This window comes from Desulfuromonas sp. (genome assembly GCF_002868845.1).
Classification (GTDB): Bacteria; Desulfobacterota; Desulfuromonadia; order Desulfuromonadales; family BM501; genus BM501.
This window is the reverse complement of record NZ_PKUB01000018.1, coordinates 3,483-16,309: the sequence shown is the minus strand read 5'-3', so window position 1 is coordinate 16,309 and position 12,827 is coordinate 3,483. Positions and strand designations below refer to the sequence as shown.

At 60.8% G+C, this 12,827-nt stretch carries 10 protein-coding genes; 3 read left to right on the top strand and 7 right to left on the bottom strand.

Features of this window, described 5'->3' with window-relative positions:
- Window positions 1-10: 10 nt before the first annotated feature.
- Window positions 11-2,419: a hypothetical protein gene (locus tag C0617_RS05170; RefSeq protein WP_291315948.1), complete on the top strand. Its 2,409-nt coding sequence runs from the start codon at window positions 11-13 to the stop codon at window positions 2,417-2,419.
- Here the strand turns inward: C0617_RS05170 and C0617_RS05165 are convergent.
- From C0617_RS05165 to C0617_RS05135, 7 genes are all read right to left on the bottom strand, one after another.
- Window positions 2,416-5,481 (bottom strand): hypothetical protein, encoded by a 3,066-nt coding sequence (locus tag C0617_RS05165; protein WP_291315947.1) that lies wholly within the window; start codon window positions 5,479-5,481, stop codon window positions 2,416-2,418. The genes C0617_RS05170 and C0617_RS05165 overlap by 4 nt on opposite strands.
- A 34-nt stretch (window positions 5,482-5,515) precedes the next feature.
- A complete protein-coding gene (locus C0617_RS05160) occupies window positions 5,516-5,872 on the bottom strand; it encodes a response regulator (protein ID WP_291316092.1) in 357 nt (118 codons plus the stop codon).
- Between the two features lie 9 nt (window positions 5,873-5,881).
- Window positions 5,882-8,014, bottom strand: a complete 2,133-nt coding sequence (locus C0617_RS05155; RefSeq protein WP_291315946.1) for an ATP-binding protein — start codon at window positions 8,012-8,014, stop codon at window positions 5,882-5,884.
- Window positions 8,015-8,239: 225 nt separating this feature from the next.
- Window positions 8,240-8,905: a hypothetical protein gene (locus C0617_RS05150; protein ID WP_291315945.1), complete on the bottom strand. Its 666-nt coding sequence runs from the start codon at window positions 8,903-8,905 to the stop codon at window positions 8,240-8,242.
- A gap of 377 nt (window positions 8,906-9,282) precedes the next feature.
- A complete protein-coding gene (locus C0617_RS05145; RefSeq protein ID WP_291315944.1) occupies window positions 9,283-9,906 on the bottom strand; it encodes a hypothetical protein in 624 nt (207 codons plus the stop codon).
- Complete coding sequence (locus tag C0617_RS05140) at window positions 9,903-10,214, bottom strand: redoxin domain-containing protein (protein WP_291315943.1); 312 nt, start codon at window positions 10,212-10,214, stop codon at window positions 9,903-9,905. Before C0617_RS05140 ends, C0617_RS05145 begins: the two co-directional genes overlap by 4 nt.
- Window positions 10,215-10,223: 9 nt before the next feature.
- Complete coding sequence (locus tag C0617_RS05135; protein WP_291315942.1) at window positions 10,224-10,466, bottom strand: hypothetical protein; 243 nt, start codon at window positions 10,464-10,466, stop codon at window positions 10,224-10,226.
- Window positions 10,467-11,520: 1,054 nt separating this feature from the next.
- On the opposite strand from C0617_RS05135, the gene C0617_RS05130 reads away from it, so the two are divergent.
- Both C0617_RS05130 and C0617_RS05125 read left to right on the top strand, forming a co-directional pair.
- The gene (locus tag C0617_RS05130) at window positions 11,521-12,120 is read left to right on the top strand and encodes a paraquat-inducible protein A (protein ID WP_291315941.1); all 600 of its coding nucleotides are present in this window, start codon (window positions 11,521-11,523) and stop codon (window positions 12,118-12,120) included.
- Window positions 12,117-12,755 (top strand): paraquat-inducible protein A, encoded by a 639-nt coding sequence (locus C0617_RS05125; RefSeq protein ID WP_291315940.1) that lies wholly within the window; start codon window positions 12,117-12,119, stop codon window positions 12,753-12,755. The genes C0617_RS05130 and C0617_RS05125 overlap by 4 nt, the downstream gene beginning before the upstream one ends.
- Window positions 12,756-12,827 lie beyond the last annotated feature (72 nt).

The following is a 12,827-nucleotide window of genomic DNA, read 5'->3' as shown; positions in this document are numbered from 1 at the left end:
CGCCCTGCTCTTGGTCCCCCTCGGTCCGCCGCCGCAGGCCCAGGAGGCTTCGCCGGTCCAGGAGCTTGCGCCGGTCACGGTCATCGGCCACATTCTCGACATCGGGGCCGCGGGCCGTACCACGATCGGCAGGGAGGTGCTCGAGGGCTTTCCCCGGGGCAACGGAAGCGTCAACGAAGTCCTCGACGTCCTGCCCGACGTCCAGCTCCGTGACCCCGCCCGCTCCTCCCTCACCGGGGGGGAGATCCTCCCTCCGGACGTCTCCATCTCCGGGGGGAGGGCCTACCAGAACGTCTTCACCATCGACGGGATCGGCAACAACAGCCTTCTCGACCCCACGACCCGCAACCCGCACTCGGTCGGAAACGTCCCCGGCCACCCCCAGGAAATCTTTCTCGACACCTCCCTGGTGGAGGAGATCACCCTCTACGACACCAACGTCCCGGCCCGCTTCGGCGGCTTCACCGGGGGAGTCGTGGAGACCACGGCCCGGGGCCCCCGCAAACGATATGGGGGGAATCTCTTTTTCCGCACCACCCGTGACGGCTGGACAGAGTTTCACCTCGACGACGCCGATCGGTACGATTTCGACCACTCGAACACGGCGAGCCGCCAGCCGCGCTTTGAAAAACAGCACGCCGGCATCAGCCTCGACCTCCCCCTGACCGAGCGCCTCGGCCTACTGCCGGCCTACCAGCTCCTCCACTCGCGAATCCCCCTCGCTCACCTCGGCGGCTACCGGGACCAGATCAGGCGCCTGGAGAACTACACCCTGAAGGCCACCAGCGACCTTTCCCCGGACGATCTTCTCGACCTGACCGCCGTCTACTCCCCCTACCGGAGCGACCATTTCATTCCCAACGCCCTCGGCAGCGACTTTCGCATCGAAGGCAGCGGCCTGTTGAGCGCCCTTCGCTACTACCGCTTTTTCCCGGCGGGAGACCTGGACCTGAGGGCGGCCTATCGCCAGAGCGAGAACAGCCGCGACGCCCCCCGGCATTTCCGCAGCTGGGCGGCGACCGACACCAAGGACTGGGGACGGGCAGCTGGATCGGACTACAGCCAGGAGGGGGGCTGGGGGGACATCGAAAAAACCCAGCGGACCTGGCAATTCAAGGGGGATGTCACCCTCGCCCCCCTGCTCGCCGGACCGGCCGAGCACGGCATCGGCCTCGGCTGGGACATGGAGAACACCCGGGGAACCTACGACCGCCCGCTCACCACCTACGACTACCGACAGGCACGGATCTCCCCCGACATCGTCTGCGGGGAGGACCAGTTCGCCTGCGAGGAGGGCGAGCAGTTTTTCACCGAACGCAAGGTCTACCGCAAGAGCTCCACCGAGGCGACCATCACCCAGGTCGCCCTTTACGCCGAGGACCGCGCCCGGTTCGGGAACTTCCAGGCCCTTCCCGGGCTGCGCCTCTCCTACGACGACTTCATGAAAAACGCCAACCTGTCCCCCCGGCTCAGCCTGAGCTACGACCTGAAGGGCAAGGGACGAACGGTCATCACCGGGGGGCTGAACCGCTACTACGGCCGGACCCTGCTCACCTACAAGCTGCGCGAGGCCATCGCCCCGCCGGCCGCCGAGACCCGGACTTCCCATCAAAACCGCCTGACCGCCTGGGAGCCGGCCCCTTTCCAGGGAACCAATGTCCATCGCTTCTCCCGCCTCGACACGCCCCGCTCTGACGAGGCCACGCTAGGGCTGGACCAATCCCTGATGGGAGGGCGCCTGAGCCTGAAGTACGTCTACCGCGAGGGAAGCGACGAGTTCGCCCGCCAGTACGGCCCCCTGCAGCCGGACGGTCTCCGTTACTACAGGCTGACCAACGAGGGCTGCAGCCGCCATGACAGCCTGCGCCTCTCCTGGGAGCGCTACTGGCCCGGCCACTCCCTGGCCCTCAACGCGGTCTGGCGCCAGACCCGCTCGACCAACACCGACCTGGACGAGATCATCAACGAGGAGGAGGGCGAGGCGCGAGTCTGGTTCGGAAACGAGATCGTCTACCTGGGCCAATTGCCCGAGGAAAACTACGAGCGCTGGGAGGGCAAGCTGACCTACATCGCCCGCCTGCCCTTTGGCCTGACCTTCACCAATTTCACAAAATACACCGGCAGCTACCGTGACGTGGCCAACACCGATGAGGAGAAACCGGTCCCTGAGGGCGAGCGCCGCATCGACCCGGGAACGGGGGAGGAGATCGTTGAATCCCTGGCGGTCTACGAAAGGGTCAAAAGGCCCGACGCCCTGACCTTCGACTGGAAGCTCGCATGGCAGAGAGAGCTGGGTCCGGCCCTCCTCGCCCTGAACGCAGAGATCTCCAACGTCTTCAACAGCAGAATCAGGATCGAGGAAGGGGCTGGATACCGGCTGGGTCGCCAGTTCTGGGTGGGGGTGGAGTGCTTTTTCTAGTCTGCGGGCAGACGAAGGACGTCCGGAAACGCACTGGAACCGAAACGATTGAACAGACGGAGGGAATAGGCCAAAGAGGGATCGAGGCCGGTGACCTCAAAAGTGACCAGGTTCCGGTTCTGGACATCGACGCAGGGAACTTCCATCGGAGTTGGCACGGACAAAACGCCGCCCCCTCCGTTGGCAACGAGCAGATAGCCGCGATGGACGGCCACGTCCTGACCTTCGGTGATGCCCAGGTAAGAAGCGACAAGGACGGGTCGCCGCGGGTCGGCCACGTCAACGACGACCACCCCTCCATGGCCGGAGGCGAGGTAGGCCCGCTCCCCGTCAATGGCCACGGCGCGAGAGAAGCCAGGAATGCCCAGTTGGCTCATCAGCTTCGGGCGAAGGGGGTCGCGAACGTCGACAACGGTCAGCCCTCCCCGCCCGTGGGCGACATAAGCCAGCTCCCCGGAAACGGCCACATCAAATGCGAAGCCAAATGCCTCCTCGGGCCAGGGCAATGAAAAGGTTGCAAAGAGTTTTGGCTGGGCCGGTTCCCTGATGTCGATAATGTGCAACCCGCCTTTCCCGGCAGCCAGGTAGGCCCTGCCGTCTTTCACGCAGACCCGCCTTGCATACCCCGCGGTCCCGAGCCGCCCCGCCAGCCGCAACCCGGCCCGCCCCTCCGGAGCGAGCACGAAGAGGCCGTCACGGCCGCCGGCCACGAAGAGATGACCGTTTCCCCGGTCAATGCCGTGGGCCAGCCCTTCCAACGCCAGAGACCCGGTTAAAACCGGACGCTGGGGATCCTCAACGTTCACCGTTTTTACTCCCTCGGCCCCCGCGGCCAGGTAAACCAGGTCCCCTGCCAGTACCAGGTCGTTGCCTTGGGCCGAAACAGGAAGACTGCCGACGATTTCGGGGTGGAAGGGGTCTTTGGCCTGGACAACCCGGATCCCGAAAAGCGAATCGACGAGATAGACCAGATCGTTTGCCAGGCAAACCTCGACAAAACTGCTTGCTGCGGGCGACGATCCGATGATCCGCGGAATGCGGGGGTCACTGATATCTGCGATCCGCAGTCCGCCCCTTCCGCAGGTGACGTACATCTGGCTCCCGGCGAGGGCCACCTTCAAGGCGTTTAGGGGGACATTCAGCCGCCCGAGTGGCAGGGGCTTCATGGGATCCAGGAGATCAAAAAGCTGAACCCCTTCAGTCCCACAGGCGACTGCGGCCAGGTTCCCTGCAACGGCAACCCCAAAGGCCCTGCCCTCGGTTTGGACCGTTCCGAGAAGACGAGGCCGTGACGGGTCTTCCACCGAGACCAGGTGCACCCCGCCCTCCATGGCGGCCACCAGGACCAGGTTCCCGGAAACGGCCACCTCCCTGGCCACCCCCCGGGTCTGAAGCCGACCTAGCGCCTTGGGGCGGAGTGGGTCCTGAATGTCCAGGACTTGCAGCCCCCCCTCCCCGTCGGCGAGATAAGCTCGAGGACCGTCGAGGGCAACCCCCCAGGCTCTGCCGGGAGTCTCCACGGAACCCCCGAGACGGGGGTGACGCGGGTTGGTGAGATCGACAACCTGAAATCCGGAATCTCCGTCGGCCAGATAGGCGACATCCCCGCGAAGCGCAACACCAATGGCTGTGCCGGGGGACTTGACCGAACCGACGACCGAAGGCCCCCTCGGGTCGTGAAGGTCGATGGCCATCACATGCCCATCGTTAAGGAAGCAACCGAGGTTCCCGTCCACGTCAACATCAACGGAAGCTGTCGGGCTCCTTACAAGGGCATCGCCCTCTCGCCCTTTCTGAAACGTACCTGTCGAGCCGATAAGTTTCGGCGTTTTTAGAGTTTTCAGATCAAAAACCTGCAGGCCGTGATGATCACTGGCAACGTAGGCCAAGTCTCCGGCAGGTGCCAAGGCGCCGACGCGACCGGCCGTGGGGGCCGTTGGGAGTTCTGGGCTTTCTGGCAGAGGCAGTTCCAAGATTTTCAGCCCCGTCCTGCCGTCCGCCAGAAAAGCGAAGTCCCCGTCGAGGGCCACCCCACGGACTATGCCCTTGGTATCGACCACTCCCTCGATCCTGGGTCTGGCCGGATCATCCAGATTCACGACGACCAGCCCTGAGGGCCCGGCAGAGATATAGGCGCGCCCCCCCCGGCAGGTGACCTTCGTGACCCAGTTTGGGATATCCGCGTGACCAATAATTGCGGGCCCCTGCGCCCCGGACAGGCTGACAACATGCAGTCCCTCACGAAAGTCGGCAATCAGTGCCAGGTCCCCGGCCGAGGCCACGCCCCTGGCTATCCCCGGGGTGTCGACCTCGGCAACCTTCCGCAGGCAGGACGGATTCCCGATGTCCAGGATCAGAAGACCTTTTCTGTCATTGGCGACATAAGCTCGGTCCCCTTCAATCGAAACGGACCAGGCGAACCCCTCGGTGTCAAACCGGGACAGGAGCTTCGGTTCGGAGGGATCGGCGACATCGACGACATGGATTCCATTCTTGCCGTTAGTCGTCAACACCAGGTCGCCTGCGACGGCAAGCTCCCAGGTCACCCCGGGAAGGGGAACCGTACTGACCAGGGTTGGATTTTCCGGGTCGCTGACATCGACGATCAGCAGACCGCCCTCGCCGTCCGCGACATAGGCCCGATCCCCCTGAAGGACCACACTGATCGCCTTTCCGGGCGTGCTCATGGCCCCGAGAAAATGGGGCCTGGAGGGGTTTGAAACATCGACAACCTGCATCCCGTAATGGCTGCTGGCCAGGTAAGCCCTGCCATCGGCCACCGCCACCCCCGTAAACAACCCGAGGGTGTCCAGCGAGCCGACGATGGCCCGGCTGTTGGAAAGGTCCGCGTAGAGCGCGGCCCGGACCGACTCATCGAGGCCTTCCCCCGTAACCGAAACCTCCAGCAGCGCGCCGTCATCGACCGTTCGGGTCGAGACCGCGGTCATGACGGGTGCGCTCGGCACGCCGTCGGCCTCCATGGCAAGCCGAACCAGAAAGGCCAGCAGGCCTGACCAGGCAGCAATACCGATGACAATCAAAAGGAAGAGTTTCTTGCTCATGGTCTCGATAATGGAAAACCGCAGGGGGGCGGTTTCACGCCGCGGGAGAAGCATCCAGCCACTTGTGCACCATTCCTTGAAGCTGCTTCTGCTTAAAGGGCTTTCTCAGGTAGTCGTCCATCCCCGAGGCGAGACAGATATCGACGTCCTCCTTCAGGGCGCGGGCGGTCAGGGCGACGATCGGAACGGAGATGCCCCGTTCCCGGATCTTGCGGGTCGCCTCCAGGCCGTCCATCTGGGGCATCTGCCCGTCCATCAGGATCAAGTCGAACCCCCCCCCACCGGCCGATTCGACGGCCTCGAGGCCGTTGTCGACGATGGTCACCTGGCAGCCAATTCCCTCAAGCAGGATTTTCAGCAGGCGCTGGGTGGTGGCGTTGTCCTCGGCAATCAGGATTCGTCACCCAGAAGTTTTCCGATCGTCCGCTGCCCCCTCCCCGGCGAGCGGGGAAAGGGGCGAGGGCGCATTTTCGTTTTCTTTGCCAACGCGGGCGAGAAACTGGGCCAGTGTCGCTGTCCGCACGGGCTTGTACAAACATTCGACGTCCGAACACCTCCCCCTGTCCAGATCCTCGTAGCGCCGATCCTGCCGGCAGAGAAGAACCAGGCGGGTGCCGGCTGCCGAGGCCTCCATGGTCAGTGCGGAGTCCAGACCCCCGCCTGGCCCCGTCGCCAGATCGGCATCGATCAGGACGACCCGGTAGGGACGCTCCTCCCGAGCGCCCTGGCGCAACAGATCGAGAACCCGGGGAAGATCGGGGGCGCTGTCCGCTGCCACGCCGAGAGCTGCGGACTGACTCAGGAGCATGTCACGGGTCCCCCCGTGGCGGCTCCCGAGAAGGAGACGGCCCCCCATGAGTTCTTCTGGCAGCGGCCGATGGCACAACCGGAGGCGCTCCTGCTTCTCCAGCCGAACCACGACGATAAAGGACGCCCCCCTTCCCTCTTCGCTCTCCACCCAGATCTCCCCGCCCATCAGGCTGACCAGCTGCTTGGTGATAGCCAGCCCGAGCCCGGTCCCTCCAAACTTCCTGGTGGTGTTATTGTCGGCCTGGGAAAAGGATTCAAAAATCGTCTCCTGGACCTCCCGGGGGATTCCCACCCCCGTGTCGCAGACCTCGAAGCGCAGCAGGAGAGAGCCGTCTTCCTCGCTGAGGGAGGAAAGCCGGATCGCCACCTCCCCCTTCTCGGTGAACTTCACCGCGTTTCCGACAAGGTTGAGCAGAACCTGGCGCAGGCGTGCCGGATCGCCACGCAGGGACTCGGGGGTGCCCGGCTTGATCTGGCAGGAGATTTCAAGCCCCTTGCCATGGGCCTTCTGGGCAAAAAGAGCGACAGCGGCCTCGGCGGTCTCGCGCAGGTCGAAGTCGACCCTTTCAAGTTCCAGCTTGCCCGCCTCGATCTTGGAATAATCGAGAACGTCGTCGAGAATGGTCAGCAAGGCGTCCCCTGAATTATGTACGGTCTCAACCAGGCTGCGCTGGTTGGAATCGAGTTTACCCTTCAGCAACAGTTCGCTCATGCCGAGGACCCCGATCATGGGGGTGCGAATCTCGTGGCTCATGATGGCAAGGAAATTCGACTTGGCCAGGGTGGCGGACTCGGCCTCCGCCTTGGCGCGTTCGAGTTCGTTGACGACCACTTGCAGTTCATCGTTAGCGGCGGCGGTAGCCTCGTTGGCCCTGCCCAGGTCGAGAACGGTTTCCTGCAGTTCCACGTTGGCCATGAGCAGTTCCCCGGTCCGAAGATCGACCATTTCCTGCAGGTGGTGCTGGTGCTGGTGAAGCTCTGAGTCGCGCTCCTGAATGCGGGCCAGCAGATCGTTGAACCCGTCGATCAACTGCCCGACCTCATCCCCGCTCCCCCTTCGGGCCCGCAATGCGAAGTTTTCCTCATCGGCCACGGCTTTCACGGTATCGAGAAGATTGAGAATGGGACGGGAGACCAGATTCTGCAGTTTGGCCCCGATGAGAAAGGCCAGAAGGATGAGCAAACCGAAAATGGAGACGGCAGCAACGCCGAACCAGAGCAGACGCTTTTGCAAAACGCTCAGGTCTCTCTGCAAAAGGACCATGCCAAGGTGCTGCCCGTCGTGTATGACCGGCGCCGCCAGGGTCAGGTGGTCGGAGGTGAAAAGGTGGGCACCCCGACTCGCCTCGATAGCCTGAAGAACCTGTCCGGGGAGAGAACCCCGCGAGGAATCCCCTTCGGTCAGGTGGACAGAGGTTTTGGCGTACCGGGAAAAGAGCCGGGCCTTTCTGTCGAAAAGATAGGCCAAACGGATACTTGGTTCTTCGGCAAGGGCTGCCAGCATCTTGTCTGCCCCGGCCCGGTCACGAAAAACCAGCATCGATCGGCTGTTGGCTCCGATGATTTCGGCCAGAGAGGAGAGTTCAGAAATAGCGGCTCTCTTGTAGGAGACCGTTTCGATAACAATAAACGCGACTGTGGTCAGCAGCAGGATGATGACGCTGACGAGCAGAATGAGCAGGTTCAGTTTGTGCCTGATCGGCGCTTGCCGGAAAATTCCCATGGAATTCAAAGCCCCTGAGCAACCACTGGCCGGGACGGCACCGGCCCTCCCCAAAAAACAGAAAACAGTGCCCGACCCGACGGGCAGGAAAGGAAATTGTGAAATATTAACAATTTGTATCATTTTAGGGAAGAGCTTTCTGGCCCAGCAACAAAAACAAAGGCCACCTTGGGGAGTGGCCTTTGATGGAGGGAGACAGAAGAACTCGGGCAGGGAGGAAAGAGACTACTTTGATCCCTTGATCAGGCCGTCCTCGGCCAGTTTGTCCACCACCACTTCGCTGAAGGATACGATCTCATCCTGGACGACTCCCTCCACGACCGTCTCCGACAAGGCGGACCACACCGGCCGCTCGCTCGCGGCACCGTAGAGGTTGGTTTCCAGGGTCACGACCTTGTATTCGATGATGTACTCGGTCCTTCTTATGGACCCGTAACTGCCCGCGTAGTCCCCGTACCAGTCGCGATAGGCAGGACGCACCCCTGGGTAGTACGATCCGCTCGGAGGATAGCTCCGAGCGGAGACGTCGGTGATTCTTTCCCTCTCGGTCTTGCTGCGGACCAACTTCGTGACGATGACCCCGTCGACCCCCATCCCCTTCACCCTCGAGGCGATCATGACCTTCTCCAACCTCTCCCCTTCAGGCAGTACCCGGTGCCCCGGCGTTGCCTGCACCCCGCGCAGCTCGAACTGCCTGGCCAGTTCGGTCTCGAAAATCCTTCGGACCACAGCGTCTTCGGCGAACCCGATCACGAGTACCTTTTTCAATGATCTTTCCTTGTAGGCATCATCCATCCAGGTTCCGGTCAGGGTGGTGGACTGCGCGCAGCCAGCCAGCACCCACAACCCGATGGCCGCGAAGAGACCCAAATAAATGAGTTTATTTCTCATCGTTCGCCTCCCTGATATTTATGAATTTTGATTATTCACTCGACTCCAACAATAATGAATGAGCATGACGGTCGGAAGCAAAACCAAGATCCGTGTCTCACGCAAAGCCTCAAAGACGCCAAGAAGGAGGGCTACAAACCGAGGCTCAATGTCATTCTTTGCGGCGTTGCGGCTTGAGTGAGCGAATGGGAAGGGGCGCGAGGTCGATTTTGATTTCAATCGTCCAGATTTCTCTGGCAGAGGGTAAGTTCCTGCAACACCTCTGAACTCGACTTCCGCGGAATACGTAACCAGATTTCAATTTTACGGCCCGACCAGCCGACAGACATGCCGACTGGCCTCCCTCGGGCAAGGATTTTAAAAATGCCGCACCGTCGCTAGAGAAGTTCGTAGAAGGATATTTTCTGAAACCGGAAGGAGTCGACGAAGCGGTCGAAGTCTTCCACCAGAGCCAGGTCGTACGCCTCATCGGCGGCCCGCCATTGGGTAAAATGAAAGGCCACCACACGCTCACCGCGCCGAGCCAAAAGAACCTTGCAGTACACCTTGTGCCGAAGGACCGGTTCAATCCCCTCGGTCACCACTTCGAGCCCCTCTTCTCCGAGGATCTGAAGTGGCCTGAGTTGAGGAGGCTTGAAGTCAACCCGGGCCGCCCAGAGAAATCGCTTGAAGAACTCCTCCTGGCGCTGAATAAGTTCCTTCGAATAACCAAAGGGCTCCTCGGCATAAGCGAAAGTGCTTTCGCAGGGATAACTGCCAGGGTCATCCCCCTTGCAGCCCCGGAAGAAGGCGAGAGAGATGTCGGTTTCGTCCAAATCGAGGATCCGCCAGGGTAAGGGAGGGGGCTCGAAAGCGTATTCCTCCTGCCATACGACACTCCCGTCAACTTGGCGCATGGTGCCCCAGGGGTCAAGAGAAGGATTGACGGATGAAGCACACCCGCCGAGAACCATCAGGCCGACCAGTAAGAAGGGTAGACTCCCCATGATCTGTCGTTTCATATCTCCTCCTCCCGGTGGAGTTTCTTCAGCACCAGAAGGATCTCCCGGTAATCGGGAGAACCGTCGCGCATATAGCGGATCCTCCCCCACTTGTCGATCACCACCGACTTGCGGGAAAACATGGGGTAACCCTCTCTCAGGGTGCCGAACCATATCCCCAGGTGTCCCACCGAATTTGACAGGATGGGAAAGGTCAGGCCCAACTCACGGGTCCAGAACCTCAGGGTCTCGACATCGTTGCGACTGACACCCGCCACGCGGGCGTTGAAGCGGTCATAGAGGTCGAGGTTCCTCTGATGACCCTCCATTTCCCCCGTTCAGACGGGGGTGAAGGCCGCGGGGAAGAAGGTCAGAACCAGGTGGTGCTGCCCGTAGTAGTCGCGGTCGTAGTCGACCAGGCGGTCCTCGGAGGAAGCCAGGGCGAAGATCGGGGCTCGGTCCCCAACCTTCTTGGCCATGTCAGGACGGGCACGGGCGGCCCAGGCAGGGTCGCAAACGACCAATCCCAAAACGAGCAGCAGAAGCCAGGGGGCCAGATATGGCGGTTTCTTTAAACCCATGGTGTCCATCTCCTTTCTTAAGGAACAGGAGCATCTTTCAACCTCTCCGTGGTTCCCTGATGTCGGGCGCCCCAATATTTCGGGAAAACTGTCACTTATGAAAAGATTCAATCACAAGCCTATCCTTTGTCCATATCGATTTTCGGATATACCGGAGGGGAAAACCAGATTCGAAGGGGCCATGACGAAGACTGGGGACTCAGCATCCTGAGTCCCCAGTCTTCTGGCAGGCAAAATTACGGAGCCTTTATGGTCGATCTGAATCTCATCCCCCGCGGCCGTTATTAGACAGACCGTATCCATTTCCGCGAGGCGGTTTCGCCTTCCCGTTGTTGGGAATGTTGCCCCGGCCCGGATTCCAGGACTTCGCCGCGTTGGCCTTCTCCACCAGCATGGCCATAATCACCGGGGTCGCATAGGCTGCGTAAGCGCTTTTTCGTAAAAAATCCCGGCGCCCCTCATCCGCTCCCTCCCTTTTCTTCGTTTCATTCATGGCTTTTTTCCTTTCCTTCAATGCGATTGGGAGTGCTTTGCCCAGCTAATATATTTGAGTCAGCCGTTTCAAAAGGCACATACGGCATGTACCGTGACAGGAAACAGATTCGATTTCGAGCACTGCTTCTTTTCGAACCCCCCTCACAAAAGATCAAACATTGCCCACTTGCCACACTATTCATTGTCTAAAATTTAAACGATAAAGGGTTTTACACAATTGCTTTAAAGTTATACTTTTAAAAAAAAATGGTTTCAAACAAACTCATACTTTAGTTTGGCTCAGAAAAAACACACACCCCTGCTACTCGTTGTCTAACCTTCTCGAAGCCCAGACCGTCTGTGACCCCCGGCAAGAGACAAAAACGCTCTGAACTTTCACCAGAATGGCCACGGGCCTCCTTCCCAAAGTATCTCCCGAAAACCGGTTTGTGACACTGCTCCTTCGGTGGTTATTTGCCGATGTCAGCAAAACTTGAATTATTGAATTAAACCCATATGATAAATAGGTAATAGATGTTCAAGTCTCTGATATTACATAAATACAGGAGGCCTGTTTTTCATGCATCAAACCGCCTGCCACGAATGCGACCTCCTTCAGCACGTCCCCGACCTGCAACCGGGAGCGAGCGCCCGTTGCCTGCGCTGCGGCTCTCTCCTGTTCCGACACAAGGCTGACAGTATCAACCGTACGCTGGCCTGGACGCTGGCGGGCATGGTGCTCTTCCTCGTCGCCGTCACTTTCCCCTTCCTCGGAATGGAGAGCGGCGGCATCAAGCGCCACACGGCGCTGTTGACCGGGATCATGGAAATCTACCGGCAGGGGATGCTCGGCCTGGCGTGCCTGGTGCTGCTGACCTGCGTGGTGGTGCCCCTGGTCCAGATGATTGGCCTGTTCTACGTATATATTCCGCTCAAGTTGAACCGGCGGGCCCCTTTTGCCATGCAGGTGTTCCGGCTTTTTCAGCACCTCCAGCCCTGGAGCATGATGGAGGTCTTCATGCTCGGCATCCTGGTGTCACTGGTGAAACTGGGGAAAATGGCGACCATCGTGCCTGGCCTGGCGGTCTTCGCCTTCGCCCTGCTGATCTTCGCCCTGACCTTTGCGGTCTCGTCGGTCGACTCCCACCTGGTCTGGGAGCGCCTGGAGGACAAGTCGTGAACCGGCCGCTGGCCTCCGCCCGGCAGCTCGGCCTGGTGCTCTGTCACGACTGCCATCTCGTGGTCCGCCAGCCGTCGCTGATTCGCGGTCAATCGGCCCTCTGCCCCCGTTGCGGCGCGGCGCTCCACCAGCGCAAGCCGAACAGCCTCGCGCGCACCCGGGCGCTGTTGATCGCCTCTTTTATCTTCTATATCCCGGCCAATGTGCTGCCGATCACCATCTCGTCCACGCTCGGCAGCGAGCAGGCCGACACCATCATGAGCGGCGTGATCTACTTCATCAAGAGCGGTTCCTGGGAGATCGCAGCGGTGATCTTCATCGCCAGCGTCTTCGTTCCGCTGATGAAGCTGATGATCCTGACCTCTCTGCTCCTCTCGGTGCAGTTCAAATCGCAATGGCGGCCGAAGGAGCGGACCCAGCTCTACCGGATGACCGAGGCCGTGGGGCGCTGGTCGATGGTCGACATCTATGTCGTCACCATCCTGGTGGCCCTGGTCAAGCTCGGGGCGCTGGCCAATGTCGATGCCGGTCCTGCGGCGGTCTACTTCGCCGCGGTGGTCGTGATCACCATGTTCGCCGCGGAGAGTTTCGACCCACGGCTGATCTGGGATGCCCTGGAGGAAAAGCATGGCTGAGGAAAAGACTCAAAGAAACTCGGCAGAAAATGCTCCTGAAGCGGTCGTGCAGGCCCGGCGCTCCATTTCGAT

Bases quoted from the DNA above. Each gene is read 5' to 3' on its own strand.
- C0617_RS05165 (WP_291315947.1), bottom strand. From the start codon at position 5,481: ATGAGCAAGAAACTCTTCCTTTTGATTGTCATCGGTATTGCTGCCTGG.
- C0617_RS05155 (WP_291315946.1), bottom strand. From the start codon at position 8,014: ATGGGAATTTTCCGGCAAGCGCCGATCAGGCACAAACTGAACCTGCTC.
- C0617_RS05150 (WP_291315945.1), bottom strand. From the start codon at position 8,905: ATGAGAAATAAACTCATTTATTTGGGTCTCTTCGCGGCCATCGGGTTG.
- C0617_RS05145 (WP_291315944.1), bottom strand. From the start codon at position 9,906: ATGAAACGACAGATCATGGGGAGTCTACCCTTCTTACTGGTCGGCCTG.
- C0617_RS05140 (WP_291315943.1), bottom strand. From the start codon at position 10,214: ATGGAGGGTCATCAGAGGAACCTCGACCTCTATGACCGCTTCAACGCC.
- C0617_RS05135 (WP_291315942.1), bottom strand. From the start codon at position 10,466: ATGGGTTTAAAGAAACCGCCATATCTGGCCCCCTGGCTTCTGCTGCTC.
- C0617_RS05130 (WP_291315941.1), top strand. From the start codon at position 11,521: ATGCATCAAACCGCCTGCCACGAATGCGACCTCCTTCAGCACGTCCCC.